Origin of the sequence: Thiofilum sp. (genome assembly GCF_016711335.1) — a bacterium.
Taxonomy (GTDB): domain Bacteria; phylum Pseudomonadota; class Gammaproteobacteria; order Thiotrichales; family Thiotrichaceae; genus Thiofilum.
In genome coordinates, this window is the sequence record NZ_JADJTF010000001.1 from 2185102 (window position 1) to 2211500 (window position 26399).

Below are 26399 nucleotides of genomic sequence, written 5' to 3' on the forward strand. Positions count from 1 at the left end.
GTCAATGGTTGCAGTATGCTATAGTCAAAGCATCTGGCCAGCCGAGGTTTACCGATGTCAACCGCCGAAAAATTAGTACAAACTTATACCTATGCCGACTATCAAAACTGGTCTGAGGATGAGCGTTGGGAATTAATTAATGGCATTGCTTATGCCATGACAGCGCCTTTGCGTATTCATCAAAGTGTGGTTTTTGAAGTAGGGGGACAAATTCGTGACTACCTCAAAGCACAACATGCAGAGTGTAAAGCGTATGTTGCTCCCTTTGCTGTGCGTTTGCCCAAGGCTAATCAATCCGATGATAAAACCGATACAGTGGTTGAACCTGATATAGTGGTGGTGTGTGACAAAACCAAACTAGATCGGCGTGGGTGTCGTGGTGCGCCTGATTGGATAATTGAAGTACTTTCTGCCTCTACCGCGCTTAAAGATATGAATCTCAAACGCGATTTATACGAAAAACAAGGTGTTAAAGAATATTGGATCGTACATCCTGAAGAGCGCTGGGTGATGGTTTATACTCTGAATGATCAGAACAGCTATGGCAAACCCTTAGTCCTGAGTATGACTGAGGCTAGTACGGTATTGAGTTTTAATGGTTTAAGCATTGATTGGGGATTTCTAGCAGAATTTGATGAGCCAGTAGAGCAAGACTCAGATAGCGTAATGCTTTAACTCTACTTTGTGGTATCCTTCCGCGCTTAATGTTTTACTGTAAATAAACCTCTGTCATGAAACCAGTTCTTGCCTTGATCGGTCGCCCTAATGTAGGGAAATCTACCTTATTTAATCGTTTGACGCGCTCGCGTGATGCTTTAGTAGCAGACTTTCCGGGGCTGACGCGTGATCGCAAATATGGCTTAGGTGAGTTAGATGAGCGTGAATATCATCTGATTGATACAGGCGGCTTGAGTGGCGAAGAAGTTGGTATTGATGAACAGATGGCCAAGCAAAGTAAAGCCGCTATTCAAGAAGCCGACGCCGTACTGTTTATCGTCGATGGTAAGCACGGGCGCACGGGCGCGGATGAAATGATTGCTGACCTGTTACGTGTGAGTAATAAGCCCGTATTTTTAGTGATTAATAAAATCGACCGTATTGATGCGGATCAAGCCGCCTCGGAGTTTTATGGCTTTGGTTTTACGAATGTATTTACCATTGCAGCGGCACACAATCGGGGCGTGACCTCCATGATGGAGGCTATTCTGGAAACCTTCCCGCTAACCTCTGCCGAAGAAGAGACTCCGCAGCTCTTTGATGAGGAGGGTAATGCTATTGAGCAAGAGGGACGAGTTAAAATTGCCTTTGTGGGGCGTCCTAATGTAGGTAAATCTACCTTGGTGAACCGTATCTTAGGCGAAGAGCGCGTCATTGCATTTGATCAACCCGGCACTACCCGCGACAGTATCTACATTCCTTTTGAGCGCGATGGTCAGCAATATACGTTAATCGATACGGCGGGTATGCGTCGCCGTAGCCGCGTCAGTGAGACGATTGAAAAATTCAGTATTATTAAAACCATGGAGGCTATTCAGGCTGCCCATGTCGTGATTATGCTGGTGGATGCTCATGATGCTATTACGGATCAGGATGCAACACTTTTGGGGATGATTATTGATGCAGGACGGGCATTAGTACTCGCTATTAATAAGTGGGATGGTTTGGACAATGAACAGCGCGACCTCATCAAACATCAATTAGAGCTGAAATTACCCTTCCTAGATTTTGCGGATAAACATTTTATTTCAGCTAAACACGGCACAGGCGTCGGTTTATTATTTGGCTCGGTCTTAGAGGCCTATGATTCGGCGATGCTTAAAGTGCCTACTTCACGTTTGACCCGTATTCTAGAAACAGCGATTCGCCTGCATCAGCCGCCTATTATCAATGGTCGGCGGATTAAATTACGCTATGCACACCAAGGTGGCAGCAATCCATTTTTAATTATTATTCATGGTAATCAAACCGAGCGTGTGCCCCCTAGCTATGAAACCTATTTAATTAACTACTTCCGCAAAAGCCTGAAATTAAAAGGCACTCAAGTCAAAATCGAATTTAGAACGGGTGAAAACCCCTATGAAGGTAAGCGTAATACGCTAACGCCACGTCAAATTCATAAGAAAAAACGCTTGATGAAATTCATTAAGAAAAGCTCTAAATAAATCCTAAGCAAACTGCCCTAATACATTGCCTGCATCAGCAGGCAGTTTGACGCCTAAGCGTTCAGATAAACGTTGCCAATCAAAATAAGGTCCCGGATCGGTTTTACGTCCGGGGGCGATGTGTTCGTGTCCGGTAATATGCTCAAGGCTTAACGTGGGATAGGCTTGCACTAGCTCAAGCAGTAAGCGTTCTAACATCTGATATTGTGCTGCGGTGAAAGGCTCAAAATCGGTACCTTCGATTTCAATACCAATCGAAAAATCATTACAACGCTCACGCCCTTGATAGCGCGATACTCCTGCATGAAACGCACGTTGATGAAAGGGCACGTATTGCACGACCTCACCCTCACGACGAATCAGGATATGACTCGCTACCCGTAAATGTTGAATAGTGGCAAAAAAAGGATGTGCCTGAGGATCGAGTTGATTCGTAAACAGTTGATCGATCCAATTACCGCCAAATTCATAAGGTGGCAGAGTAATATTGTGTAGCACGATTAAATCCGGCACACAGCCTTCAGGACGCTGATCGCAATTGGGCGAGGGGCATTGACGTGCTAAGGTGTATAAGCCTGTTGTAGTGTCAATCATTAAGGCGCTTCCTCAGCAGGTTGGCTCAATGCGTGTGTAAGCGCCGCCTGAATGGCATTAGGCAGTGGTTCAGTGCGTAATTCAGCATGAAATTCACCCGCGACATAAAGAAATAGAGCTGGCAAATGAAATACCTCCAGCTCTTGCACAATACTAGGGTTTTGCACCGCATCTAGCTCAAATATAGTAATAGTATCAGTGAGTTGTAATTGTAAAAGTGCCTGCTTTAACACCTGACAAGCACCACAATTGGGTGCTGTCACCAGTATTAACGTTGGCTCAGGATGTTCAGCCAATACCGAGTAAAAGCTTAAATCAGTGATGGTAGAAAGTGCCATTATCTAACCTAAAAAAGTACGAAAGTGCCTTAGTATAAAACAGCTTTTATGGCATTTCTCTTAACTCGCTAATACGTTTTAAAGTCAGCTTTACCACACAACGCTGTGCGGTGCGTAAAGGGCCGCGCCCTGATTGAGCGTTATAGCCTGCTAAATCACATTGCGCGTCGCGTAAAGCTAACCAAGCAATTTGCATATTTAAGAGCGCGGTTGATTTTTCCTTACTGGATTTATAGCGTTTTTGTAATTGCTCGTAATGTTTATTGAGTGCGTCGTTGGTTTGTTTGAGACATAAATCAATCGATTTGTCGTCATCGGAAAATTTGTCAATATTGCTACAAGTGGGATTAGCCGCCCAGGTAGTAGAGCTTATGGCTAAGAATAATAAACCACCTAATATAATCCGCATGGTTGCTCCTATTAATAGGTATTGTAAGGTCTTTTTCGGGGACTCGTAAGGATGCCAAATCGCAGCATCACTGAGATTAGTAGTAAGTCTAGATTAGGGTGTTTAAAATTTAAACACATAATGATGATTATTTTAGATTTTTTCCATAAATTATCTTCAGACTTGGCGGAAATCCGCCATAGCTTCTAGTGTCAATTGGCGGAAATCCGCCATTTTTCGCGAAATGGGAGAGCCTTCCTGAAGCTCAGATTAATTAACTAATTGATTATTAAGGTATTAAATAAATTTAGTCTCAAGGCTAGTCAAAGGTGTAGCTTTCCCTTAATAATGAGCGAGTTAAGTAATTGACGTGAACCGTTTAAATTGGAGAGAGTGATGAAACCATTTGTGAGTTTGGCTGCGGCTGTTGTATTCGGTATAGCGACTTTATCTGCTCAAGCAGCTGATCCGATTGTCATTAAATTCAGCCATGTGGTTGCACCGGATACCCCCAAAGGTAAAGCGGCTGAGAAATTCAAAGAACTAGCTGAAGCTAAAACCAATGGCGCAGTTAAAGTCGAAGTATATCCCAATAGCACCCTGTATAAAGACAAAGAGGAAATGGAAGCCCTACAAATGGGTGCGGTGCATATGTTAGCGCCTTCTTTAGCTAAGTTTGGTCCACTGGGTGTGAAAGAGTTTGAAGCCTTTGACCTGCCCTATATTTTCCGTGGCTATGAAGACTTGCATAAGATCACTAAGGGCGAAGTAGGCGCAGGCTTATTAGCCAAACTAGAGCCGAAAGGGGTTAAAGGTCTGGCTTATTGGGATAATGGTTTTAAAGTGATGAGCGCTAATAAGCCATTGAAAATGCCAGAAGACTATAAAGGCTTAAAAATGCGTATTCAGTCCTCTAAAGTGATTGAAGCGCAAATGCGTGCTTTGTCTGCTATTCCGCAAGTCATGCCTTTCTCTGAGACCTATCAAGCACTACAAACAGGCGTAGTAGATGGTACTGAAAATCCACCTTCTAATCTCTACACCCAAAAAATGCATGAAGTGCAAAAGCATGTGAGTTTGACCAATCATGGCTATTTAGGCTATGCAGTGATTGCGAATAAAGGGTTCTGGGATAAATTAGCGCCTGAAGTACGCACGGGTTTAGAGGAAGCTTTAAAAGAATCGACTGATTTTGCCAACCAAATTGCTAAAGAAGAAAATGATAAAGCCTTAGAAGCAGTAAAAGCATCCGGTAAGTCTGAAATCTATACCCCGACTGAAGATGAAACTAAAGCATTACAAAAGGCTTTAGCCCCTGTGCATGCTGAAATGTCAGAGCGTATTGGTAAAGAGTTGATTGAGTCCATTTACGCTGCCACTGGTTTTGATCCCTCCAAATAAACACTTCGCTTAATAATGACGCCTCTAGTCGCCAGACTAGCGGCAAATAGCTTAGCTATTCCTTCCCTTCCTTACTGAGGTTCTCTGAGTAAGGGGGGGAAGTCTCCAAACGCTGTCATGGAGGAGGCCAGTATGAAATGGCTGGATCGTCTTGAGGAAATTCTCATTGCAAGTCTAATGGCCGCCGCAACGTTAGTGATTTTTGTTGCTGTGGTACATCGTTATTTTTCCGGTTGGTCTTGGCTAGGACCGATACAAGATTTTTTACTTAGCATCCATATGAGTTGGGCGACTGAGTTGTGCATTATTTTATTTGTGTGGATGGCTAAATTTGGTGCAGCTTATGGGGTGCGTCAAGGCATTCATGTGGGAGTGGATGTATTAGTTAACAAACTGTCGCCAGAAAAGCGGCGCATTACGACCTTGATAGCATTAGGGGCGGGAGCCTTTTTTACCGCTTTAGTAGCCGTTTTAGGGTTTAATTTAGTTTGGCATAACGGTATGGCGTATGCAGTACTCAGTACTTTAGGGATGGACACGGGGGCGTATTATGAAGGGCCTACGACACCGGATTTAGAATGGCGCACTTGGGTGGTGTATTTAGCAGTACCTCTAGGTTCGGCTTTAATGTGTTTCCGCTTTTTACAGGTCTTAGTGAAATATTGGCGCACGGGTGACTTACCGCATCATGACCACGGTCATGTAGATGGCTTAGAAGAGACTGATCCTTATCCGGTAGTGGAGCAAAAACCATGAGTGCCTTAATTATCTTTACGCTGTTGATGGTGTTGATGCTGACAGGCATGCCGATTTCGATAGCTTTAGGTCTAACCGTCATGACCTTTTTGTTTACTATGACCAGTGTTCCGGTGGAGTCGGTAGCGTTAAAGCTGTTCACGGGGATTGAAAAGTTTGAAATTATGGCGATTCCCTTTTTTATTCTCGCGGGTAATTTCTTGACCCACGGTGGGGTAGCTAAAAGGATGGTCAATTTTGCCACCTCGATGGTAGGGCATTGGTATGGTGGCTTAGGTTTAGCGGGTGTTATGGCGTGTGCCTTATTTGCGGCGGTGTCAGGTTCTAGTCCTGCTACGGTGGTAGCAATTGGCTCTATTTTATTACCTGCGATGTTAAAAGCCGGTTTCCCTAAGCAATTCGGGGCGGGGATTATTACCTCATCAGGTGCTTTGGGGATTTTAATTCCGCCTTCCATTGTGATGGTCATGTATGCCGTAGCGACTAATGCTTCCATTGGAGCGTTATTCATGGCAGGTATTATTCCGGGGCTGATTTTGACTTTCTTCCTAGGTGCGGTTACTTGGTATCGTGCGTATAAGTTTAACTATCCTCGTCAGCCTAGAGCTTCGTTAAAAATGCGCGTGCGTGCCTTTTTAGATTCGGTCTGGGGTTTATTGCTGATTGTGGTAGTAATGGGCGGGATCTATACCGGCATCTTTACGCCTACTGAAGCGGCAGCCATGAGTGCGGTCTATGCCTTTGTGATTGCAGTATTTGTCTATAAGGATATGAGCTTAAAAGATGTACCTAGAGTGTTGTTAAACTCGGCCAGTATGTCGGCGATGTTGCTCTATATCATTACTAATGCGGTCTTGTTCTCATTCTTGCTCACTAATGAAAATATTCCACAATCTCTAGCCTCTTGGATGACTGGCATGGGCATGGGAGTCATAGTCTTTTTAATTGCCGTGAATATTATTTTGTTGATCGCGGGTAATTTTATGGAGCCGTCCAGCATTATGCTGATTTTTGCTCCGATTTTCTTCCCGATGGCGATGGCACTAGGCATTAATCCGATTCACTTTGGCATTATTATGGTGGTGAATATGGAGATTGGCATGTTGACTCCGCCTGTAGGTCTTAATCTGTATGTGGCGTCGGGGATTACTAAAATGGGCTTGTCTGAATTGACGGTCGCCGTTTTGCCTTGGCTCTTTACCATGTTGGCGTTCTTGATGTTAGTGACCTATGTACCTGCAATTAGTTTATGGTTGCCGGGCGTGATGGGAATGTTATAGGAGTACCACTATGTCAGAGATTAAACCATTTAAAACCATTCTCTACGCGACTAATCTTGGGTCGATTATGCGTCCGGTGTTTCGGCAAGCGATTAATCTAGCACGAGTGCATCAAGCTAAGATTATTATGCTGCATGTGGTTGCACCGCTAGGCTCTACAGGTGAGGCGGTGTTGTCGCTGTATATGCCGGATAAAGATACTACTCAGATTGAGCAGGAAAGTATGAATCAGGTGATTGAGACGATGCGCCAGCGCCTGCATAAGTTCTGCGAGGAGGAGGACGATATTCTGCATGATAAAGATGAGATTATTGACAAAATCGCGGTGAGTGTGGGCAATCCGCCCGATGTAATTAAGCATTATGCAGAAACGCATCAGGTCGATGTGATTGTGATGGGAACACATGCGCATAATACCCACAGCCATATGCTGCTAGGTTCTACGGCTCGCACCTTGACACAACATAGTAAGATTCCTGTGTTGCTAGTGCCGAATAGTTAATAAGCTTATTAGGTCTATTGAGCGTAGTGAGTGATTCAAACTGGCTACGCTTTTTTTATGTAACTAATCTAAACGTAGTAAACGCTCACTACGCCATACTCTAACAATGCAGTAGGTATTTTCCTCAATAGAGTAAATAATACGATAGGGGGGGCGAATCAGTTCGCGTAAGTTAGGGTTTGCATATTCAGGTACTACGCGCCCACTGAGAGGGTGATCTTTAATCTGATCGACTTGTTGCAAAATAGTATCCACCAAACGCATACCGACTTCTGGAATACGCTCTTGTTGATACCAGTCCAAAATATCCTGCAAATCATTTAAAGCAGAGTCTGAAAGAACTATCTCCATTATGGATTAAGCCCTAATTTTTTACGCACCTCATCTAAAGGTGTAGTGCGTCCCTCACGTATATCGAGTAGACCTTGGGTAACAGCTTTTAAAAATTTACGCTCTTCTTCTGCGGCTTCAAATTCTTGTAGGCTTTGTACAACGGCAACACCTCGCCCACGATTGGTAAGCAGAATGGGGCGATGAGTTTTGTTAGTCTGATTAACGACTTTGCTAGGGTTGAGCTTTAAGTCCGACAAGGGAATAACGTCTTCTGAAAATAAAGTTTGCATAAAAGTGCTCTTAATAGGTCTTTTAATGGCTCTAATCATAGCATCTTTTAGAGCACTACAACAGCTTAAGTATAGGTCTTTATTCTTAGTTAATGAGTATTAAGACCAACATAATGCCGATGAATAGAGGTAAATGTAGGCTAATCAATGAGGCGCTATAGAGTACTTCCCATAGGGGTTCAGTTTGGTCTGCGAAGGCTTTTGCATTCATATTGAAATCGGTAGGGGTGTCTTGTGGTTGTTGCCGATAGTGATCATAGAGGGCGCGAAATTGGCGTTCTTTGTGTAGGTAGATCGCATCCAGTAGCCAAAATGCAAGGACTACCAAAATAGCTGCCCAGCCGATGGGATCTTTTGCCTCTTTCGCAATAAAAAGTAGTAGGGCAGAAGTCAGGGTAATGCTCCAGCCTTTGATTAAAAAGGAGTTACCTGCAAGGCGATTGATGACTTGCTGAATCATTTCTAGGTGTTTTAGGCGTCCGGCATTAATGGAAGCGTCTTGAGACATAGTGGATTCCTTAGGCTTTATCAATTAGATTTTGCATGGTGCGTTGCAATTGGGTTTGGACTTCGCCCCAAAAGTCGTCGGGGTCTTTGTAGTCTTTTAACGGTGTGCCAAATTTAGGAATGGCGGTGATTTTTCCAATTTTGCATTTTGTCCAATGGGGGGTGTTGCGGATAATAATCGGCACAACAATATTCTGCTCATTGTGGTATTGCTCTAGGGCAATATCGACCTCATGATTAAAGCAGTAGTCGGATGCCATAAAGTCAGGGCTAATGAGTAGTATGACTATATCAGCAGTTTTAAGCTCTTGGTAAATCACGTCATGTACAGACGAGCCTGCAAGTAGATTGTGATCACTCCAAGGTTCATTAGGGATGTCATAGCCAATAATTTTGAGGCGCTTTTTTAGTTCTGTTAGATACTTTTCATCTTCATGTGAATAAGAAATAAAAATTTTGATTTTTTTGTCCATAGTTTCCTGCTCAGTTATTTCCTCTGATTCTTCTAATTCGGGTAGTGGTTTAGTTTTACCTTGTTGAGTTAAATACTCTTCATAGCGATTGTGAGGACTGATGTTTTTGATCAGTTGGCGTAACTCTAGTACTAGGGCATTTAGTTGTTGCCCTCGTAGTTTAAATATGACTTTGCCTTTATTAGAGAGCTTGGCATTGTCAATCACGGCTTCCATGAGTAGTTGACCGTGCGGGGTAATGCAATGCGTGCCATGCAGCCAAGGGCTACTTTGATCTTGATAGTGTTCACCCAACTTTATGATTAGGCGCTCAATAATACTGCGATGCAGAAAAGAGTAATGGACAGTCAAAAGCCAATCATGCGCTTGATCATTGCCCCAAATAGCTTTAGCGGAAGTAGTTTCGGGTAGTAAGGCGGGAATAATAAATTCGTATTGGCTTAGGGGTTTCGGATTTCGATAATCGTAGTTTTTTACATAGCCAATTTGACAGCTTTTCATAAACTCTAAATAGGTTTCTCTTTTAGCTTCATCCTCCTGATGCCAAATATCTTTAATATCATCAGGCGTTAAAAGACCGCTAGCGCGTTTAATGCGGGCGCGAAATTTATCATTGGGATCAAAGACTTTATATACGGCTTCAATCGCCCAGTTTTGATCGAGAATTATTTGATCTTGAAAGTTGCCTTTGCTGTAAAAGAGTACTCCAGTGTCGTGCAGGTATTTTAAAAACCATGTCGCATCGCTCACCCCGTGTTTAATACAAAGCTGTTCAAAGTGGGCAAAAGGGATGGTTTTTTTAGGGCGTAGGCGCTCTAATTCGTCTTGAACAGCAAGCCATGAGTCGGGGAGGTCTAGGCAGACTTTATATGCTAATTCGCGGATGATGTCTGCTAGTGCCCCACGTAGGGTATTTAGTCCTATATATTGGTAGGCAGAAATTTTGACCTCATTTTTGATTTGATCATAGCCAACACAATCACTGGTGAGTTCGGGCGGGCTGACACCACCTTGATCAGCTTTGTCAATTTGGTTTTTTACAAGAATGACAGGGCATTTTTTTCCTAAATCATTAATCGATTCGAGCCAGTAGCTGATAGGGTGGCGGATTTCGTTTTCATGCTCTTCGGTATCTTCTGCCCAGAGTAGGAGATAGACGCAATCGCTGGATAGGAACAGGCGGTGGGTAGCGTGATAGATTTCTTGTCCACCAAAATCCCAAAGATTCAACGTGACGGGTTGGTCTAAACCCTCGACAGGTAGGTCAATATTTTTAATCACAATGCCATGTGTGGAGGAAAAGTGTTCAGTAGGGGCTTTTTTATGTTCGAGGGTATAGGCGAGGGTGCTTTTTCCTACCCGTCCATTGCCAACTAACTGGACTTTGAGTTGTTGGACTCTAGTAGCGCCTTGGGCTAGGTCTTGCCAGTAGTGTTTGAGGGATTTGAGGCAGTCATCTGGATAGTTAGAGCCAAAAATAGCAGGTGGGATATGTTTAATAGGATTGCTGTACAAGGATAGGCTTTTAAGCTGGTTTATCAATCCGAGGGTTTGAAGAGGCTCTATAGAAGTAAGTTGATTGTTGTAACAGAATAAGAATTGCAGTTGAGGGGTATGTTCTAAGTCCTGCAAGGACGTGAGTTGATTGTGGTCACAGTCTAAGGATTGCAGTAGAGGGAGCGTGACTAAGCCCTGTAAGGAAGTGAGTTGGTTGTAGCTACAGTCTAAGGATTGCAGTAGAGGGAGCGTGACTAAGCCCTGTAAGGAAGTGAGTTGGTTGTTGTTACAGTGTAAGGATTGCAGTAGAGGGAGCGTGACTAAGCCCTGTAAGGAAGTGAGTTGGTTGTTGTTACAGTGTAAGGATTGCAGTAGAGGGAGCGTGACTAAGCCCTGTAAGGAAGTGAGTTGGTTGTTGTTACAGTGTAAGGATTGCAGTAGAGGGAGCGTGACTAAGCCCTGTAAGGAAGTGAGTTGGTTGTTGCTACAGTCTAAGGATTGCAGTAGAGGGAGCGTGACTAAGCCCTGTAAGGAAGTGAGTTGGTTGTTGTTACAGTCTAAGGATTGCAGTAGAGGGAGCGTGACTAAGCCCTGTAAGGAAGTGAGTTGATTGCCGCCACAGTGTAAGGATTGCAGTTGAGGGGTATGCACTAAGCCCTGCAAGGAGGTGAGTTGGTTGTAGCTACAGTCTAAGGATTGCAGTTGAGGGGTATGTACTAAGCCCTGCAAGGAAGTGAGTTGATTGCCGCCACAGTGTAAGGATTGCAGTTGAGGGGTATGTACTAAGCCCTGCAAGGAAGTGAGTTGGTTGTAGCTACAGTCTAAGGATTGCAGTTGAGGGGTATGTACTAAGCCCTGCAAGGAGGTGAGTTGGTTGTAGCTACAGTCTAAGGATTGCAGTTGAGGGGTATGTACTAAGCCCTGCAAGGAGGTGAGTTGATTGCCGCCACAGTGTAAGGATTGCAGTTGAGGGGTATGTACTAAGCCCTGCAAGGAGGTGAGTTGGTTGTAGCTACAGTCTAAGGATTGCAGTTGAGGGGTATGTACTAAGCCCTGCAAGGAGGTGAGTTGATTGCCGCCACAGTGTAAGGATTGCAGTAGAGGGAGCGTGACTAAGCCCTGCAAGGAGGTGAGTTGATTGCCGCCACAGTGTAAGGATTGCAGTTGAGGGGTATGTACTAAGCCCTGCAAGGAGGTGAGTTGGTTGTAGCTACAGTCTAAGGATTGCAGTTGAGGGGTATGTACTAAGCCCTGCAAGGAGGTGAGTTGATTGCCGCCACAGTGTAAGGATTGCAGTAGAGGGAGCGTGACTAAGCCCTGCAAGGAGGTGAGTTGATTGGAGCTACAGTCTAAGGATTGCAGTTGAGGGGTATGCACTAAGCCCTGCAAGGAGGTGAGTTGGTTGTAGCTACAGTCTAAGGATTGCAGGTGGGGGGTATGTTCTAAGCCCTGCAAGGCAGTGAGCGGATTGAAGCTACAGTCTAAGGATTGCAGGTGAGGAACATATTGTAACCAGCCCAAATCATTAAACTGATTAAAACTAATAGTTAATGTAGTGAGCTGAGTTAATTGAGCAATTTGAGCAGGAATAGAGCGTAAACTACCACGACTCTCCCAATCACCTGAAACATCTAACTCTTCCAACCATTCCAGCTCAAACACCATCTCTGGTATTTCAGCCAAATCTAACTCACTCAAATCTAACTTGGGCGAGCGCGTCCGTCGACACTCCTCAATCCGCTCTAACGCCATCTCTTTTAGGGTTTTATCCAATGCCATCACCACTTCACACCAACAGCAACCCCCGCATCTTAACCCAAAAGCGAAATACCTTCACCTCTAGCACCCCTGCCCGAAAAAACACTCGATAAGCCCCCTAAACCCCATTACCATAATGCTCCTTTCAGCTAGTGCAGATGAAAACCATGAGTACTTCACCCATCCGTATGACCGAATATAGTCACGGCGCAGGCTGTGGCTGCAAAATTGCCCCCGCTGTGTTAGATGTCATGCTCCAGAGCCAACTCCCACACGCTCAATTCCCCGCACTCCTAGTCGGCAATGAATCGCGTGATGATGCAGCTGTGTATGACCTAGGCAATGGTACGGCGGTGATTAGTACCACAGATTTTTTCATGCCCATAGTCGATGATGCCTTCACCTTTGGGCGCATTGCCGCCACTAATGCCATCAGTGATATTTACGCAATGGGGGGTAAGCCCTTATTAGCCATTGCGATTTTTGGCTGGCCGCTCGATAAATTACCGCCTGAAGTTGGGCAACAAGTAATCGAGGGCGGGCGCAAAGCGTGTCTTGATGCAGGAATTCCATTAGCAGGTGGGCATAGTATTGATTCACCTGAACCCATTTTTGGTCTAGCGGTGACAGGTTTAGTCAATACCGCTGGTTTAAAACGCAATGACACCGCCCAAGTAGGCAATAAACTCTACATCACTAAGCCGCTAGGGATTGGCATTCTCACCACTGCACAAAAACAAAAAAAATTGCGCCCCGAACACGAGGGAGTCGCCGAGGGGGTGATGTGTGAGCTTAATACCTTTGGACAGCATTTGAGTGAGCTAAAAGGGGTAACAGCCTTAACGGATATAACTGGATTTGGCTTAGCCGGACATTTACGTGAAATGTGTCAGGGTAGCAGGGTGCAGGCACGGATTCAATTCACTCAGATTCCTTTGCTCCCTCATATCAAAGAATATCTGGCTATGGGCTGCTCACCTGGGGGCGCTAAGCGTAATTTTGCCAGTTACGGTTGCTTTTTAGGTGAATTGACCGAAGAGCAAAAGCTGATTGTATGTGATCCTCAAACCAGCGGAGGCTTACTCATTGCAGTTCAACCAGAGAGCGAGGCAGAGTTACACGCATTAGCCCAGCAGCATAATCAAGCCCTTTATCCTATTGGTGAACTCTATCAAGACGCTAATCAGCCGCTGATCGTGGTGGAGTAGGTTGATGGAGCTGCCCGTACTCACTGATTTTAAAGCACTACTGTTAGCCGATACCCCCCTGATCGATGTGCGAGCGCCGATTGAGTTTCAGGAGGGAGCTATGCCGAGTGCTACTAATTTGCCCCTAATGAACAATGAAGAGCGTGCAGCAGTAGGAACCTGCTATAAGCGCAAAGGGCAACAAGCCGCGTTGCAATTGGGACATACATTAGTTAGTGGTACAGTCAAAACCGAGCGCGTCGCGGCGTGGAGTGAGTTTGTTCATCAACATCCCGATGGGGCTTTATATTGTTTTCGGGGTGGTTTGCGCTCACGCATTAGCCAACAGTGGCTTTATGAGAGTACGGGGCTACTCTATCCACGAGTGTACGGCGGCTATAAAGCCTTAAGGCGTTATCTATTAGAGGTTTTACAGTCAACACCTACAAGCTTAAAGCCTCTAGTACTCAGCGGACGCACCGGAGCAGGTAAGACAGAACTCCTAAAGCAGTTCTCTAATACGATTGATTTAGAAGGCTTAGCGCGACATCGAGGGTCTGCTTTTGGTCACTATCCACAAGCGCAACCTGCCCAAGCGCAGTTTGAAAATCAGTTAGCGGTACAGTTGCTAAAGCATCCATCTAATCAACCTACTTTATTTGAAGACGAGTGCCGCACGATTGGCTCGGTGCATACCCCTAGCCCCTTATTTGAATCCCTGACTCAAGCATCTTTGTTGGTTTTACAAGTCAGCGATCAAGAGCGTTTAGAGCGTACTTACCAAGAATATGTAGTGCAGCAATCTGCACTATTGCAAACCTTAGCACCGCATAATCCAGAGCAAGGTTTGCAAGCTTTTGCAGCTTATCTATGCAAAAGTATTCAAAAAATTGAGCGGCGTTTAGGCGGGGTGCGCTATAGCCAAGTATCCAAACTGATGCAGCAGGCTTTGCAACATCAGCGACTGACGGGCGAGTTAGACGCTCATCGGGCTTGGGTCAAAATAATACTATTCGACTATTACGACCCTATGTATGACTATCAACTGAGCCGTAAACAACAGCGCGTGGTGTTTAGCGGCTCAGTGCTAGAGGTGCTGGAGTATATTAGGTCACTACATCCGGTTTAGCGCGTCCAGTGAGCTCCTCAATGCGTGCTAGTGCTTGGGCAGCATTAGCAATATTCGCCAGCGCATCAGCAGGATCGAGATCGTGTTTAGTTACGTCCGGTTCATAGCGCTCTAAATATACCCGTAAGGTTGCGCCCTGAGTACCAGTACCAGAGAGACGAAACACTAAGCGCGAACCGCCTGCAAATTGAATCCGAATGCCTTGATTAGCGCTAGTAGAGCCGTCAATCGGGTCGGTATAAGCAAAGTTATCGGCGGCTTGGATATTCATCCCGCTCACAGCAGTTCCGGCTAAAGTGGCTAAACTAGCTTTAAGATGATCCATCACCGCATTAGCCGCTTGGGTAGGAATGGCTTCATAGTCATGACGCATATAATAATGACGCCCAAATTTAGCCCAATGCTCGCGCACAATACTTTCTACTGAAACCCGTTTTTCAGCCAATAAATTGAGCCAGAATAATACCGCCCAAATGCCGTCTTTTTCGCGTACATGATTCGAGCTAGTACCAAAGCTTTCCTCACCACAAAAAGTAATACGCCCCGCATCGAGTAAATTACCAAAGAATTTCCAGCCGGTGGGTGTCTCGAAATATTCAATACCTAAATGTTGGGCCACTACATCCGCCGCTTGGCTAGTGGGCATAGAGCGCGCTACACCACTAATACCATTGCGATAAGCGGGAATAAGCGTGGCGTTGGCAGTGATCACCGCAAGGCTATCACTGGGCGTGACAAAGAAATAATTACCTAAAATCATATTGCGGTCACCATCGCCATCGGAGGCTGCACCAAAGGCAATCCCGCGCTCAGAAAAGAGCTGCTCCATTAATTCGGTGGCGTGTGCTTGATTAGGGTCTGGGTGTCCACCGCCAAAATCCGCTAGAGGCACACCGTGCATAACTGTTCCAATCTTTGCGCCTAATTCCTGTTCAAAAATACGCATAGCATAAGGACCAGTCACAGCATGCATGGCATCAAAGCGCATAGCAAAACCGTCCGATTGAATAAGGGCGCGGATTTTATCGAAGTCAAAGATTTGCTTCATCAGAACTAGGTAATCATCCACCGGATCAATGACTTTCACCTTCATACTAGCGAGTTGATAGTCGCCGACCTTATCGAGTGGAATCGGTTGTAAGTCTTCGATCTTATAGTGAGTGACCTTGCAGGCTTCTTCATAAAACGCTTCGGTGAGCGCTTCAGGAGCAGGGCCGCCATTGCTACCATTAAATTTTATGCCAAAATCCCCTTCAGGACCGCCCGGATTGTGGCTGGCTGAGAGTATAATGCCTCCTAATGCTTTATACTGACGAATCAAGTTAGAGGCTGCGGGTGTGGAGAGGATACCGCCCTGACCAACGATCACTTCAGCGACTCCATGAGCGGCGGCCATGCGTAGGATGATTTGGATCGCTTCGCGGTTGAAATAACGCCCATCACCCCCCACAATTAAGCGAGCTTTTATGAGTGCGGTGTCGAGCGTGTTAAAAATAGCTTGGACAAAGTTTTGTAAATAGTTAGGCTTTTTAAAGTGCTTAACACTTTTTCTCAGCCCTGATGTTCCGGGTTTTTGATCATCAAAAGGTGTGGTGGATATAGTTTGCATGGTCATAGAACGGCAAGCCTTAATTGTTGTTACTCAGTCACATAAATGAAGAAATTATGCTAGTTAAAGAACAAAGTAAATCCCTTTTCCCGCCCGTACCGCAGTCATTTGGTGCATTAATGGAAATGTATGAGTTGAACTATATTCAGCTCCGTTTGCTCTTGGGCGACTTTGATGCTTTACCCGAATATGCAGTGGCTGAAGTCAAGGGACACGTTCCGGTAGCTTTAACCATTACTGAACGTTCCAAGCATACCACTACTTTGATTTTAACCTATTGTTTTAATTCGGAGCATGAGGGTAAGCGTGCTTATGATCTACAACTGCGGGTTTATCATGATGCACGACAAGTCGAGGTGCTAGGGCAAACTTGTGGGTTAAAAGCGCGGTCATTTTTACGCGGTGCGGCAGATAGTATGCTATTATGTCGTTGGCGCACTAATCGATTTTTATATAAATGGATACGACATTTACGTCGCTATCAGTACCAATTTGCGCTACCCTCTAAGAATGCTTCACTGGTTTTGCCGTCTATTTAAGCATTATGTTAATCTATAGTAGTAGGGCTAAGGTTGATGTGAAGTAGCTTGTGTTTGAAGCTGGGTAAATTAAAATCAAGCGGTATAAGGAGAAACCTAGGTGCTTATGGATGAGCGAAAGGAAATCCCTAAGACGATGTATTAGCTGAGGCCAGCACTGCGAGAGTGGCCGTAAAGTTCAGTGTGATTTTAACCTAGTCTAGTGAGTATTATTGTTGATTAAATTACTAGGTTAATATTACAATGATTCCTCAATAAAAACCCACAAGTCCTTGCTAATAAAGCTAAGGATTCATTTTAGGAATGCGCCATGAAACTTTCCACAAAAGGTCGGTATGCTGTCACTGCCATGCTTGATTTGGCACTACATGATCATAAAGGGCCAGTGACGCTTGCGGATATTTCTAATTGTCAAGGTATTTCCTTATCGTATCTAGAGCAGTTATTTGCTCGGTTACGTAAAGAGGGATTAGTAGAAGGGGTACGTGGTCCGGGCGGAGGCTATCGTTTGGGTCGCCCTGCTAATCAAATTACCATTGCGCAAATTATTGATGCGGTCGATGAAAAGATTGATGCGACTCGTTGCCAAGGGGGCCCTGGTTGTCATGGAGGTGAGAAATGCCTCACTCATCAGCTCTGGGCGGATTTAAGTGATCAACTCTATAAATTTTTAGATGACTTAACGCTCGCTAATTTTGTGAGTCGTCCAGAAGTGCGTCAAGTGTCACAACGTCAGGATACTATTGCTAATCGTATTGCCACTATGTTCCCGCCGCGTGTGATAAATTCAACAGTTCGTGCTAGTAGCACTGCCCACTAAGTCCTCAAGGTACAAGGTAGATGCTAGTTAATAGCTAAGAGCCGCTTGTTTAGCATGAGCGGTTCTATCCTGTACTTTAATACCTAAACTATAAGCTTTAATACCACGCCCTAACTCCAATAAGGTTAAGTGCCCTAAGTCAGGTTCTTGTGGATAGCAGGCTCCCGTATCGATGTAATATACATTAGCTTGGTGTACCACACGGGTGACAGGGGTGTGACCAAAAATCACTAAATCAATTTGACTAATGGGCATAGTGCGCCCCATCAATTGTAATTGCTTAAAGCGTTGTCTTGACCACAGTGCGTATTCCACCACCGCTTCATCAGTACTTAGATTATTAATAAATTGTCGCCAATTAAAGCTTTGGGGAATATCAGCATGCACAATGCCGACGCGCCCTAACTCCGTATCAATTTCAAACGCAATAGGTAGATTGCCAAGGATGCGCCGCAGACGCGGTTTTAAGGGGGAGGGGATCTCATGCCACCAAGCGCCACCATTGTATTCAATCCAGTTTTGTTTCACCGCCATATTGTGAGCTGAATCTAGAAGCATGCGTTCATGATTGCCCATCACAGCATGAAACCAAGGATAGTTCAGAAACTCAATGACTCGATGCGATTCGGGGCCACGATCAATCATATCGCCGACTGAAAAAACTCGATCTACTGCGGGGTTAAAATGTACGCGTTGCAATAAATTTTCCAAAGCCGAAAAGTAGCCGTGAATATCCCCCACGACGAAATCGCGTCCACGACTATTGCGACTGAAAAATTTAAAAGCTTGATAGGGCATATCAACAGCAACGCCAGTAGTTAAAGGAAATAGAGATTAGTAGAACTGTCTCTAGAATAATCTTATTTAATCGCAGCCGAGCGTCTAAGAGCGAGTTACCTCAGATAAAAGCGGGGGTTTTAACGTTTACCTGAGCTGATCCCACCTAGGTTAGGTTGTCCAAGCAGTATACAACATCAACGCCCACCCAGCGATAAAAGCTATTCCACCCAAGGGAGTGATCATACCAAAGGTCTTAATACCACTGAGAGCATACACATATAGACTACCTGAAAATAAAATAATTCCTAGCGTAAACAGCAAACCCGCATAGCTCAGTAGTTTACTAGGAGCTATTTTAAACCACAGTCCTACCCCTAATAAAGCAAGGCTATGATAAAACTGGTATTCTACCCCAGTGTGATAGCGCTTGAGCAAGGCAGGATCCAGTATTTTTTCTAAGCTATGTGCACCAAACGCACCTAAGACTACCGCTAGTAAGCCCAATAAACTAGCCAGTGCTAACCAAATTGAGCGAGTATTTTGTACAGACATCAAAAACATTCCAAGGTAAGAGCAAGATGGATTCAGCAGCTAAACGTCAATTATATCGGGTTCTGATTAAAAGTATGGTAATGCTCGGTATTGTCGTTCTAATAGGTGTTCTAGTGCGTAGTGTTATGAGTACCCCAGAGCCTGAGACTCAACATGCGAGCCTAGTATTAGAGCAAAAATTTACCGTGCCGCTAAACGTACATTCGGGCAAGGTGCAATTAATACGCTGGGGGCAACAGGAAGTAGGCGTATTACATTTGACCGATACTATGAAAGCTAGCCTCAAGCTTGCTACCGATAAGGACACAGAGCCTAACCTTAATCCTCAAACTCGTGCGCGTCATCCCGACTATTTTGTGTATATCAATAAAGGTTCAGGTGTAGGTTGTCCTATTACCTTAGTGACTACTCAACAAGCATTATTGCGCGACACTTGTACTCAAGCCACTTATGACCTAGCAGGTCGCCCCTTAAATGCAACCTTGCGCCTCCCTGTTTTGACCGTACCACCGCATTACTTTAAAGAAGGCAAGATTACCTTAGGCGCTTGGGAAGAACAGTAGTCATACGTCAAGTGTTAGAAGGATAGGGCAAATACACATCAAAGCGAATGGCTGCCTTTGCACCAATCACAAAAGCAGGTTTATTATCACCAAGCCAAGGCGCTTTGTGGGGGCGTTTGACCACCACGCGCTTATGTACTTTGTGCCGCGCTAGGTCGACTAATTCCGCATCATCTTCATCATTCCCGACTACGGTATGAAAAAAGCGCATTTCTTTTTGCACTAATGCCGATTTTTGGCGCTCTGGGAACATCGGATCAAGATAAATCACATCAGGGTAATGATCAGGTGTGAGTGTGCTTAGCCAAGACTGCGCAGAGTTACGCTCTAAACTCATGCGTTCGATAATGGTTTGCAGAGGCTCATCCGTACAGGCTTGCGCTCGTTTTAAGCCATCTTCTAATAGGGCATATACCGTCGGATTGCGCTCTAGCATCAATACCTTACAGCCTAAACTGGCTAAGACAAACGATTCACGCCCTAAACCTGCTGTGGCATCGACTACATAAGGATGAGCATACTTATTCAGCCCTATCGCCTTGGCAATATCTTGCCCTTTACCGCCACCAAATTGCAGCCGATGTTGGGCTTTACCGCCGATAAAGTCGACATACACCGCGCCCATCTGTGGGTCTTGGGTATCGTGTAGTTCTAGGCGCTCAGCCGTTTGCACGAGTTGGTAACGCATAGGTGAGTAGTCTAATAGTGAGGCGGTGGGGTTTCTTCGGCAGGGCTAGCAATAATAGAGGTATTCAACCCTTTGAGGCGCTCTTTAAGGTGATGCAATTCTAAGCGTAATTGCGCAATTTCTTTTTGTTGCACATACACTTGCTCACTCAAACTGTCTAAGGTTTGCTCTTGCTCCATAAATAGCATTTCTAAGCGCTCTAAGCGTTGTTCCATAAATGATCCTTAAAGTGAGGAGTTAGGCTTGCTCTACGGCAAAACCTGCAATATTACGTGATACTTTACTAACAATACTTCGGACAGTTTGGGCATGATTGAAAAATAGGCTGGAAGCCTCCAGTGTGGGAAGATGTCGTCAACCACGATAACAACCCCTCACCCCAGAAGCTTCCATGTCCACAATAGAAACGATTCTGAGCCAAATGTCCAGTGTGGCGAAACCGCAGCGCCAGTTTTTGCTGACCTTGTTCAATGCGCTGATGTACCTGCCCAGCCGTGTCAACTTCCGCAACCTTGGACGTTACAGTGACTGCCATGAAAAGACTTTTTCACGCTGGTTTTCACGTTCCTTTGATTTTCTAGCGTTCAACCTGCTGATCTTACAGGATGTCCTGCATGGCAAGGGGGAACGTATTGCGGCTATTGATGCCAGTTTCGTGCCTAAAAGCGGGCGCAAGAGTTATACTTAGACTGGTTTTGGAACGGCTCACAGGGGCAGGCGCAACGCGGACAAGAATTATCCTTGTTAGCGCTGGTGGACGTGACCCACAACACAGTACTACACCTTATCCGCCCGCCAAACGCCTACGTTGCCGCGCTCAACCCGCAAGGGTCAAAGCCAACCCGCCAACACCAAAGACAAAACCAAGGTGAAACACCCACCCTTCGTTGGTGCGCCGCTCCCCACGCGGATGGATAGCTACCTTGGACAGCTTCAACACGCCATCACAGTCCTGCTGGGGTGTGGCATCCGTTATCTCGTCGCGGATAGCTTTTATGCCAAAACTAAGTTTGTCAGTGGCATCAGGGAACTCAACTTGCATTTGATCAGCAAGTTACGTCAGGACGCCGACTTACGGTGGCTGTACACGGGCGCACAAAAACCCAAGGGTCGTCACCGCCAGTACAGCGGCAAAGTCAGTTTTGACGACTTATCACGTTTTGAACGGGTCGGAGAGCTGGACGGGCAGCGTGTTTACACCGCTACTGTTAACAGCCCGACGTTCAAACAGATAGTGCGCATCGTCTATCTGGTGCGCGAAGCAAACGGCAAGACCGCTAGCGCACTGCTGTTCAGTACCGACACGGATTGCCCTGCATTAGACATCCTGCGTTACTACCAAGCGCGTTTCCAGATAGAATTTTTGTTCCGGGATGCCAAGCAACACACCGGGCTGTGTGACTGCCAAACGACCCGCAAAGAAAAGCTGGATTTCCACTTCAATACCTCACTGACGGCACTTAACCTGCTCCGGCTGGAAGATCGCCAGCAGAACTGGGATGCCGGGGGCAACGGGCGCAGTGTCCTCTCCGTTGCCAGTGGGAAGATCCGCCACTTCAATGCCCATCTGCTCGAACGCTTTTCTCGCCACTTAAAACTCGACTTCAGCGCCATAAAATCCAGCCCAGCCTTCGCAGACCTATGTAATTATGGTGCTATCGCCGCGTAAACTGTCCGAAGTGTTATTACTAAATTCTACTGCAATTAAGTAAATAGGTTGTTGGAGGGCACGGTATTTATCAGCATAGCCTCTAGTTTTTAATTTTAAGCCTTGATTCAATGCCGAGATTCTTGTGTGAGGTTCTTGCGTGTCCTAATTTAGGCTCCTATGATCAAGGGATAGGTTTTTATAAGGTGATGTTATGCCAGCAGTTATACCAGTGTCTGGGTATATTTCCGAACAGGATTACCTTGAGGGTGAGAAGCTTGCGAAAGAGCGGCATGAATATGTCGATGGGCAAGTGTTTGCAATGGCGGGGAGTAGCAAACGGCATAATGATATTGCAGTGAATATGGTTAGTTTACTACACGGTGCTGCACGCGGCTCTCCTTGTAAGGTGAATGCTTCTGATGTCAAAGTTCGCATCGTTGACATCCTCCCCGCCCTAAAGGACGAGGATTCCTGCTGCCAGACGCTCATGTCCGAGCGCGAGAAGGTTCTTGGCGGCATTGACATCTCTGTCGTGCAGCGCCCCACACTCAGGGCATGACCATTCTCTGATTCGCAAACCTGCTCTACCTTTCGGACTGTTGGCGGAAATGCTTCCGCAACACGAACAAGTTTGGGTAGTGTACGATTCATTGACTTCGATAAACACCCCTGACCGCGCACTCGCTTTGTATTTCAGTTGTGTCTTGAGCATATGCCACCCTGCATCCAAGACCGATTTAGCCATCTTGGTTTTGGCTAGGGCGGAACTACTCACATTGCCAATGATGATTAAGCCGTTATCTTTAACGACTTGGGTAGTGAATTTGTGGATAGTATCTAAGCGACGGTTCTTGATCTTAGCGTGAATGGCTTTAACCCGCTTCTTCTGCTTAGCGCGTTGGGCCATGCCTAGTTTTGACTCTAGCTCACGATAGAACTGCTTAGATTCCAGCTTTAAGCCATTGCTACAGGTAGCCGTATCTTTCAGACCTAGATCAATACCCACTTGCCCTTTAGCGGTGGTATCCATGCAGAGGATTGGGATTTCTACCACGATATTGAAATACCAACGACCTCTCGCATCTTGGGAAAAGCTACCTGAACGAAACTCGTATTGAGACAGTCCGTAGCTATCCCATACTTTGAAGTAGTGACCTGCAAAATAGACTTGTCCCGTTTTCCACTTGGCTGCCCCCGCTTTAAAGGGTATCCAGCCTAATGAACGTTTAGAACCACTAGAGATTCTCCAACGCAATTTATCCGTTTTGAATTGGCGACGCGCTTTATGGTGAGCTGCGATAACTTCTTGAGTAGTGGTGGAGTGAATGATGAAGCCCCGTTCCGCTTTCATGCCTTTTAACTGCTTTTGCAGGTCAAAGGCGGAAAAGGTGTTGCGTATCCAGCCCACTTCAGGAACAGGGACGTAGGAATAAAGGGCGGTGATTTCGTTAGCCGCGTTCCAGACTTGATTCACCTCAAACGCCATGCGCTCAAGAATAGGCGCGTGCTTATCCTTGATACGTACTTTGAGGGTTTTGAGGTGGGTAGTGGGTTTCATGTGATTGATTATACTATCAAAACAACACTGTGTCTTGCCTATGGCACTGCATTTCATCGGCTTCGCCGATAGCCTTATATCCCTCACCTGAAGGAAGGAGCTTTACGGCTGTTCCGGTAAGCGTAAGAGTTTTTATTATCCTGATGTGGTCGTTGGCTGTGCTATGGATGATCAAGATGATTACTATTTGGAGCAACCTTGTTTATTGGTAGAAGTGACTTCTAAAGCGACTGAGTGGAAAGATTATAATGAGAAATTGCTTGCTTATCAGTCGATTGCTTCGGTGAAAGGCTATTTAGTAGTGTCACAAGATAAACCATATGTGAGCTACTTTTATCGTGATGCAGACGGTGAATGGTGGGTGGATACGTTTACGGAGCTGAGTCAGGTAGTGAGGCTACCTTGCCCAGAGGTGGAGGTGAGTTTGGCGGAGATTTATGAGGAAATTGGGTTTGAATGAGGTTGATGAATGGAGCTAGTACAGTTGGGGTTTATTGCTAACCCCAATCTATGTCTCGATTTTAAAGCGGCTTTCAAATACTTTTCGCGTGCGCAACCGCGTCTAAGCAGCTTTTATAGGTAAGATCCTCAAGAGAGTTCGCAGTAATCTTTAACGAAAAATCAGGGCAACCTTTTTCCACGACTGATTTATTAGAGGTTATGGTCATTTTAGTTTTTGCTGGACCATTGTCATCTACATAAGTGAAAAAAATAATCTTCTTACTAGGACCATTAGGTGTGTCAATGGGGAGGATATAAAATGCATATCCAGAACCTTTCTCGATCAAATGATCAACCATGTAATCATAGGCAGGATGCTGCCGCTGGCTGTATTTAGGGGTTGTAGCTGAATAACCAAAGTTAGGACATAGATCAGGCACGATGTTGAGTCCATCCAACCTCATGATCAGAAAATCATATTTTGGTTTTTCTACGTTTTTAAATTCGTTGAACATCGTCACGCAGTCAGGGCGAAGTCTTGCAATGCTGTCAGTCATTTTGTTCTCCTAGTCTCAGTGGGTTAGATGAATATATTCTATGCTATGGCGCGTGCACGTAAAGCCCCTCGTTCCTTAGCACGTCTTATCGGGCTTACCTAGCTAAAATTCAGAGCCTTCGGGAGGCTGGTGATTGACACGATTGGAGATCATTTCATTCTTCAATCCTACTAAAATACTTTCGATAGTAGAGGTGTCTTTCCAGTTATGTAGTACGGAAAATACAGATGGATTCACCACACCAGTATTTTGATCAACAGAGGGTATATTGATCTTAGTAATAAATTGAACTGTAGGAGGTTTTGTCGGGTAATTCTCATCGCAATGTAAAGTTAAATTGTATATACGGTTCTCAAAATTTGTTTTATAAGGTCCAAGAATAGTTGCATCCCAGTCACTTAAGCTCATATCGTTCTGATTAGCTAAGCCAAAGCTTATAGACGGGTCTCCAAGACCTTTTTGACCGTATTCCAATTCTTCAAGTAGGCGAAATTTGCGATTAATAGTGGTCATAGTTATGTGTCCGTGTGTCAAAGTTTAAGGGTAAGAGAATCCACAGTATCGGAGCAAATAGTTTCCTGTTTATGTGCTTACGTCAAATATGACGGGCGCGGCGGGGAGTAAGTAGTTAAGAATCGCGGGCTGTCACCGCGCCCGTCGTCGATATGCTTGTTAGAATTTGTTTTTGAATAGGAATATATGTATCGTATTCATCTAGCCTTCCCAAGTGAATTTCAAGCTTTTCACCTAATGCTGGCGATAAATCCTCAATTTGTTTATAAACTTTAGATATTAGGTACTCGAAATCATTATCACGAATTACACAGACCAAATGTATTTTAGATAAGCTTTCATATTCTGGCAAATATGTCCAATGCTTTAGTTGTCTATCAATAATCATTCGAATCATGCTGTAGATGTTTCTTGGATGAATTGACTTTATTTCAATACCTATATTTTTTGAGTCTTTTGATACAATGAAATCAAACCCTCTGTCATATCTTGTGCTTGGCATTGAGAATATTTCATAGCCAGATTTGACGTAATATTCAGCTACGGCTTTTTCTGATAAGAACCCAATTGCGCTAGGAGACTCGGAGTGATAGGAGTAAATTATCAGCTCTCTATCTTCTTCATTTAAATCGATTTCACCTAGCTTTGAGGTGGCTTTATTGATAATTTCTTTAATGTCATTTGAAAGTCCTTTAATTTTTTCAAATTCGGACTTTTTCACATTACGATTGTGAGCTACTTTGTTTCTTAGTTTGTACAGCATTTCCCATTTTTTCTCAAGACTTTTATCTTTTTCTTCGATTAAGGATGAGAAGTGTTTCTCCCAATTTGAGCGCGGCACATATTTAAGGATTTTTTCTTTATCTTCTTCGGTGAATTTTGTTTTTATTAAAATTCTATCTATTTCTTCGAGGGAAATATCTCTTTTTTTCTCAAATAAAACTTGACTCAAATGAATAAAGTCAAGCTTATATAGATCATTCAAGTAAGGCTCTTCATCTTGGAAGTTTTCAATTTTCTTGAATAGTTCAGGGTTTATTGCGTCTTTTGACCAATTCATTCCAACTGTGATCAACATGAATTTGGCTATTAATCGCCTCATTAAGTTTTCTACTTCATTGATGATCGGGTATGCTTTTTCAGCATATAACCGCCCCACACCATCCCAAAGAGTATTAACAGCAGTAGCACCTGGAGAAATACGTTCTGAAATTAATTTTAATCTATCACAAAGCTCAGAAAATTCATCAACTTTAGTATGATCATCACACTCTAACGCTAGAAGAAAATATCGTTCTTTTTGAGATTTCACCTTGTCTGTCTCTACCCGAAATTTTGCAGAGACTATATCTCTTGATTTTTGTGATTTTTTAAAAGATATTTTTTGACCCGAAATGGAAATTAGAGCATCAACCTTTAGAAAGTCAATAAAAGATTTTTTGCTTATGCAAAAAGCTTCATCATCAGGTATTAATATCAAAAACTCAGTTTTCAAGTATATTCCTTTATGCTCGTGGATGTATTTATTAGTCC

At 44.6% G+C, this 26399-nt stretch carries 30 protein-coding genes and 1 pseudogene; 15 read left to right on the forward strand and 16 right to left on the reverse strand.

From position 1 onward, the window contains the following. Positions 1-54: 54 nt before the first annotated feature. Both IPL34_RS10400 and der read left to right on the forward strand, forming a co-directional pair. Positions 55-675: a Uma2 family endonuclease gene (locus tag IPL34_RS10400; protein ID WP_296841386.1), complete on the forward strand. Its 621-nt coding sequence runs from the start codon at positions 55-57 to the stop codon at positions 673-675. Between the two features lie 56 nt (positions 676-731). Beyond that, on the forward strand, positions 732-2162 hold the full coding sequence (gene der, locus IPL34_RS10405) for a ribosome biogenesis GTPase Der (protein ID WP_296841388.1): 1431 nt from the start codon (positions 732-734) through the stop codon (positions 2160-2162). Between the two features lie 3 nt (positions 2163-2165). Here the strand turns inward: der and ampD are convergent, their stop codons facing one another. From ampD to IPL34_RS10420, 3 genes are read right to left on the reverse strand one after another with little or no spacing between them, the layout of a single operon-like run. Next, positions 2166-2756, reverse strand: a complete 591-nt coding sequence (ampD, locus tag IPL34_RS10410) for a 1,6-anhydro-N-acetylmuramyl-L-alanine amidase AmpD (protein ID WP_296841389.1) — start codon at positions 2754-2756, stop codon at positions 2166-2168. Beyond that, positions 2756-3094 carry a thioredoxin domain-containing protein gene (locus tag IPL34_RS10415; protein ID WP_296841390.1) on the reverse strand — a complete coding sequence of 113 codons (339 nt, stop codon included), beginning with the start codon at positions 3092-3094 and terminating at the stop codon, positions 2756-2758. The genes ampD and IPL34_RS10415 overlap by 1 nt, the downstream gene beginning before the upstream one ends. Positions 3095-3140: 46 nt before the next feature. Further along, positions 3141-3503 (reverse strand): lysozyme inhibitor LprI family protein, encoded by a 363-nt coding sequence (locus IPL34_RS10420; RefSeq protein ID WP_296841391.1) that lies wholly within the window; start codon positions 3501-3503, stop codon positions 3141-3143. A 375-nt stretch (positions 3504-3878) separates the two neighbouring features. Between IPL34_RS10420 and IPL34_RS10425 the strand changes: the two genes are divergently transcribed. The 4 genes from IPL34_RS10425 to IPL34_RS10440 all read left to right on the forward strand — a co-directional run bounded on the left by IPL34_RS10425 (position 3879) and on the right by IPL34_RS10440 (position 7421). Then, a complete protein-coding gene (locus tag IPL34_RS10425; protein ID WP_296841392.1) occupies positions 3879-4883 on the forward strand; it encodes a TRAP transporter substrate-binding protein in 1005 nt (334 codons plus the stop codon). A 132-nt stretch (positions 4884-5015) separates the two neighbouring features. Further along, positions 5016-5639, forward strand: coding sequence for a TRAP transporter small permease (locus tag IPL34_RS10430; RefSeq protein WP_296841393.1), 624 nt, complete (start codon positions 5016-5018; stop codon positions 5637-5639). After that, on the forward strand, positions 5636-6919 hold the full coding sequence (locus tag IPL34_RS10435) for a TRAP transporter large permease (RefSeq protein WP_296841394.1): 1284 nt from the start codon (positions 5636-5638) through the stop codon (positions 6917-6919). Before IPL34_RS10430 ends, IPL34_RS10435 begins: the two co-directional genes overlap by 4 nt. A 10-nt stretch (positions 6920-6929) precedes the next feature. Then, positions 6930-7421, forward strand: coding sequence for a universal stress protein (locus IPL34_RS10440; protein WP_296841395.1), 492 nt, complete (start codon positions 6930-6932; stop codon positions 7419-7421). A 63-nt stretch (positions 7422-7484) separates the two neighbouring features. On the opposite strand, the gene IPL34_RS10445 is transcribed toward IPL34_RS10440, so the two are convergent. From IPL34_RS10445 to IPL34_RS10460, 4 genes are all read right to left on the reverse strand, one after another. Then, positions 7485-7772, reverse strand: coding sequence for a type II toxin-antitoxin system RelE/ParE family toxin (locus tag IPL34_RS10445; protein WP_296841396.1), 288 nt, complete (start codon positions 7770-7772; stop codon positions 7485-7487). Next, positions 7772-8044, reverse strand: coding sequence for a type II toxin-antitoxin system Phd/YefM family antitoxin (locus IPL34_RS10450; protein ID WP_296841397.1), 273 nt, complete (start codon positions 8042-8044; stop codon positions 7772-7774). The genes IPL34_RS10445 and IPL34_RS10450 overlap by 1 nt, the downstream gene beginning before the upstream one ends. 85 nt (positions 8045-8129) lie before the next feature. Next, positions 8130-8552 (reverse strand): hypothetical protein, encoded by a 423-nt coding sequence (locus IPL34_RS10455; protein ID WP_296841398.1) that lies wholly within the window; start codon positions 8550-8552, stop codon positions 8130-8132. A gap of 10 nt (positions 8553-8562) precedes the next feature. Continuing rightward, on the reverse strand, positions 8563-12300 hold the full coding sequence (locus tag IPL34_RS10460; protein ID WP_296841399.1) for a leucine-rich repeat domain-containing protein: 3738 nt from the start codon (positions 12298-12300) through the stop codon (positions 8563-8565). A 146-nt stretch (positions 12301-12446) separates the two neighbouring features. Here IPL34_RS10460 and selD point away from each other — a divergent pair, with 146 nt between their 5' ends. Both selD and mnmH read left to right on the forward strand, forming a co-directional pair. Then, on the forward strand, positions 12447-13487 hold the full coding sequence (gene selD / locus IPL34_RS10465; RefSeq protein ID WP_296841400.1) for a selenide, water dikinase SelD: 1041 nt from the start codon (positions 12447-12449) through the stop codon (positions 13485-13487). A gap of 4 nt (positions 13488-13491) precedes the next feature. After that, a complete protein-coding gene (mnmH, locus tag IPL34_RS10470; protein WP_296841401.1) occupies positions 13492-14595 on the forward strand; it encodes a tRNA 2-selenouridine(34) synthase MnmH in 1104 nt (367 codons plus the stop codon). On the opposite strand, the gene IPL34_RS10475 is transcribed toward mnmH, so the two are convergent. Further along, the gene (locus IPL34_RS10475; protein ID WP_296841402.1) at positions 14573-16210 is read right to left on the reverse strand and encodes an alpha-D-glucose phosphate-specific phosphoglucomutase; all 1638 of its coding nucleotides are present in this window, start codon (positions 16208-16210) and stop codon (positions 14573-14575) included. The genes mnmH and IPL34_RS10475 overlap by 23 nt on opposite strands. A gap of 50 nt (positions 16211-16260) precedes the next feature. On the opposite strand from IPL34_RS10475, the gene IPL34_RS10480 reads away from it, so the two are divergent. After that, positions 16261-16743 carry a DUF1249 domain-containing protein gene (locus IPL34_RS10480; protein WP_296841403.1) on the forward strand — a complete coding sequence of 161 codons (483 nt, stop codon included), beginning with the start codon at positions 16261-16263 and terminating at the stop codon, positions 16741-16743. Between the two features lie 310 nt (positions 16744-17053). Further along, positions 17054-17563, forward strand: a complete 510-nt coding sequence (locus tag IPL34_RS10485; RefSeq protein ID WP_296841404.1) for a Fe-S cluster assembly transcription factor — start codon at positions 17054-17056, stop codon at positions 17561-17563. Between the two features lie 27 nt (positions 17564-17590). On the opposite strand, the gene IPL34_RS10490 is transcribed toward IPL34_RS10485, so the two are convergent. Together IPL34_RS10490 and IPL34_RS10495 are read right to left on the reverse strand one after the other, a co-directional pair. After that, complete coding sequence (locus IPL34_RS10490; RefSeq protein ID WP_296841405.1) at positions 17591-18361, reverse strand: metallophosphoesterase; 771 nt, start codon at positions 18359-18361, stop codon at positions 17591-17593. A gap of 150 nt (positions 18362-18511) precedes the next feature. Further along, on the reverse strand, positions 18512-18895 hold the full coding sequence (locus IPL34_RS10495) for a DUF423 domain-containing protein (RefSeq protein ID WP_296841406.1): 384 nt from the start codon (positions 18893-18895) through the stop codon (positions 18512-18514). 26 nt (positions 18896-18921) lie between these two features. Here IPL34_RS10495 and IPL34_RS10500 point away from each other — a divergent pair, with 26 nt between their 5' ends. After that, a complete protein-coding gene (locus IPL34_RS10500; RefSeq protein ID WP_296841407.1) occupies positions 18922-19458 on the forward strand; it encodes a hypothetical protein in 537 nt (178 codons plus the stop codon). 7 nt (positions 19459-19465) lie between these two features. Here the strand turns inward: IPL34_RS10500 and IPL34_RS10505 are convergent, their stop codons facing one another. After that, entirely contained in the window at positions 19466-20146 is a 681-nt protein-coding gene (locus IPL34_RS10505; RefSeq protein WP_296841408.1) for a class I SAM-dependent methyltransferase, read from the reverse strand. A gap of 11 nt (positions 20147-20157) precedes the next feature. After that, positions 20158-20361 (reverse strand): SlyX family protein, encoded by a 204-nt coding sequence (locus IPL34_RS10510; protein ID WP_296841409.1) that lies wholly within the window; start codon positions 20359-20361, stop codon positions 20158-20160. 176 nt (positions 20362-20537) lie between these two features. Here IPL34_RS10510 and IPL34_RS10515 point away from each other — a divergent pair, with 176 nt between their 5' ends. The 3 genes from IPL34_RS10515 to IPL34_RS10525 all read left to right on the forward strand — a co-directional run bounded on the left by IPL34_RS10515 (position 20538) and on the right by IPL34_RS10525 (position 22356). Next, on the forward strand, positions 20538-20834 hold the full coding sequence (locus IPL34_RS10515; protein ID WP_296836435.1) for a hypothetical protein: 297 nt from the start codon (positions 20538-20540) through the stop codon (positions 20832-20834). A gap of 180 nt (positions 20835-21014) precedes the next feature. Beyond that, positions 21015-21815: a transposase gene (locus IPL34_RS10520; protein ID WP_296841410.1), complete on the forward strand. Its 801-nt coding sequence runs from the start codon at positions 21015-21017 to the stop codon at positions 21813-21815. Positions 21816-22008: 193 nt separating this feature from the next. Beyond that, complete coding sequence (locus IPL34_RS10525) at positions 22009-22356, forward strand: Uma2 family endonuclease (RefSeq protein ID WP_296841411.1); 348 nt, start codon at positions 22009-22011, stop codon at positions 22354-22356. Here IPL34_RS10525 and IPL34_RS10530 read toward each other — a convergent pair. Next, positions 22252-23355, reverse strand: a complete 1104-nt coding sequence (locus IPL34_RS10530) for a transposase (RefSeq protein WP_296841412.1) — start codon at positions 23353-23355, stop codon at positions 22252-22254. The genes IPL34_RS10525 and IPL34_RS10530 overlap by 105 nt on opposite strands. Positions 23356-23488: 133 nt before the next feature. Between IPL34_RS10530 and IPL34_RS10535 the strand changes: the two are divergent. Next, a pseudogene (locus tag IPL34_RS10535) lies at positions 23489-23815 on the forward strand (Uma2 family endonuclease); the annotation flags it as partial. A gap of 73 nt (positions 23816-23888) precedes the next feature. On the opposite strand, the gene IPL34_RS10540 reads toward IPL34_RS10535, so the two are convergent. The 3 genes from IPL34_RS10540 to IPL34_RS10550 all read right to left on the reverse strand — a co-directional run bounded on the left by IPL34_RS10540 (position 23889) and on the right by IPL34_RS10550 (position 26361). Continuing rightward, on the reverse strand, positions 23889-24353 hold the full coding sequence (locus IPL34_RS10540; RefSeq protein ID WP_296841413.1) for a hypothetical protein: 465 nt from the start codon (positions 24351-24353) through the stop codon (positions 23889-23891). A gap of 102 nt (positions 24354-24455) precedes the next feature. Further along, the gene (locus IPL34_RS10545; RefSeq protein WP_296841414.1) at positions 24456-24866 is read right to left on the reverse strand and encodes a ubiquitin-conjugating enzyme E2; all 411 of its coding nucleotides are present in this window, start codon (positions 24864-24866) and stop codon (positions 24456-24458) included. A gap of 115 nt (positions 24867-24981) precedes the next feature. Continuing rightward, on the reverse strand, positions 24982-26361 hold the full coding sequence (locus IPL34_RS10550) for a HEPN domain-containing protein (protein WP_296841415.1): 1380 nt from the start codon (positions 26359-26361) through the stop codon (positions 24982-24984). Between the last annotated feature and the right edge of the window lie 38 nt (positions 26362-26399).

Coding starts and splice junctions, on each gene's coding strand:
- IPL34_RS10400 (WP_296841386.1), top strand. CDS start 55: ATGTCAACCGCCGAAAAATTAGTACAAACTTATACCTATGCCGACTAT.
- der (WP_296841388.1), top strand. CDS start 732: ATGAAACCAGTTCTTGCCTTGATCGGTCGCCCTAATGTAGGGAAATCT.
- ampD (WP_296841389.1), bottom strand. CDS start 2,756: ATGATTGACACTACAACAGGCTTATACACCTTAGCACGTCAATGCCCC.
- IPL34_RS10415 (WP_296841390.1), bottom strand. CDS start 3,094: ATGGCACTTTCTACCATCACTGATTTAAGCTTTTACTCGGTATTGGCT.
- IPL34_RS10420 (WP_296841391.1), bottom strand. CDS start 3,503: ATGCGGATTATATTAGGTGGTTTATTATTCTTAGCCATAAGCTCTACT.
- IPL34_RS10425 (WP_296841392.1), top strand. CDS start 3,879: ATGAAACCATTTGTGAGTTTGGCTGCGGCTGTTGTATTCGGTATAGCG.
- IPL34_RS10430 (WP_296841393.1), top strand. CDS start 5,016: ATGAAATGGCTGGATCGTCTTGAGGAAATTCTCATTGCAAGTCTAATG.
- IPL34_RS10435 (WP_296841394.1), top strand. CDS start 5,636: ATGAGTGCCTTAATTATCTTTACGCTGTTGATGGTGTTGATGCTGACA.
- IPL34_RS10440 (WP_296841395.1), top strand. CDS start 6,930: ATGTCAGAGATTAAACCATTTAAAACCATTCTCTACGCGACTAATCTT.
- IPL34_RS10445 (WP_296841396.1), bottom strand. CDS start 7,772: ATGGAGATAGTTCTTTCAGACTCTGCTTTAAATGATTTGCAGGATATT.
- IPL34_RS10450 (WP_296841397.1), bottom strand. CDS start 8,044: ATGCAAACTTTATTTTCAGAAGACGTTATTCCCTTGTCGGACTTAAAG.
- IPL34_RS10455 (WP_296841398.1), bottom strand. CDS start 8,552: ATGTCTCAAGACGCTTCCATTAATGCCGGACGCCTAAAACACCTAGAA.
- IPL34_RS10460 (WP_296841399.1), bottom strand. CDS start 12,300: ATGGCATTGGATAAAACCCTAAAAGAGATGGCGTTAGAGCGGATTGAG.
- selD (WP_296841400.1), top strand. CDS start 12,447: ATGAGTACTTCACCCATCCGTATGACCGAATATAGTCACGGCGCAGGC.
- mnmH (WP_296841401.1), top strand. CDS start 13,492: ATGGAGCTGCCCGTACTCACTGATTTTAAAGCACTACTGTTAGCCGAT.
- IPL34_RS10475 (WP_296841402.1), bottom strand. CDS start 16,210: ATGACCATGCAAACTATATCCACCACACCTTTTGATGATCAAAAACCC.
- IPL34_RS10480 (WP_296841403.1), top strand. CDS start 16,261: ATGCTAGTTAAAGAACAAAGTAAATCCCTTTTCCCGCCCGTACCGCAG.
- IPL34_RS10485 (WP_296841404.1), top strand. CDS start 17,054: ATGAAACTTTCCACAAAAGGTCGGTATGCTGTCACTGCCATGCTTGAT.
- IPL34_RS10490 (WP_296841405.1), bottom strand. CDS start 18,361: ATGCCCTATCAAGCTTTTAAATTTTTCAGTCGCAATAGTCGTGGACGC.
- IPL34_RS10495 (WP_296841406.1), bottom strand. CDS start 18,895: ATGTCTGTACAAAATACTCGCTCAATTTGGTTAGCACTGGCTAGTTTA.
- IPL34_RS10500 (WP_296841407.1), top strand. CDS start 18,922: ATGGATTCAGCAGCTAAACGTCAATTATATCGGGTTCTGATTAAAAGT.
- IPL34_RS10505 (WP_296841408.1), bottom strand. CDS start 20,146: ATGCGTTACCAACTCGTGCAAACGGCTGAGCGCCTAGAACTACACGAT.
- IPL34_RS10510 (WP_296841409.1), bottom strand. CDS start 20,361: ATGGAACAACGCTTAGAGCGCTTAGAAATGCTATTTATGGAGCAAGAG.
- IPL34_RS10515 (WP_296836435.1), top strand. CDS start 20,538: ATGTCCACAATAGAAACGATTCTGAGCCAAATGTCCAGTGTGGCGAAA.
- IPL34_RS10525 (WP_296841411.1), top strand. CDS start 22,009: ATGCCAGCAGTTATACCAGTGTCTGGGTATATTTCCGAACAGGATTAC.
- IPL34_RS10530 (WP_296841412.1), bottom strand. CDS start 23,355: ATGAAACCCACTACCCACCTCAAAACCCTCAAAGTACGTATCAAGGAT.
- IPL34_RS10540 (WP_296841413.1), bottom strand. CDS start 24,353: ATGACTGACAGCATTGCAAGACTTCGCCCTGACTGCGTGACGATGTTC.
- IPL34_RS10545 (WP_296841414.1), bottom strand. CDS start 24,866: ATGACCACTATTAATCGCAAATTTCGCCTACTTGAAGAATTGGAATAC.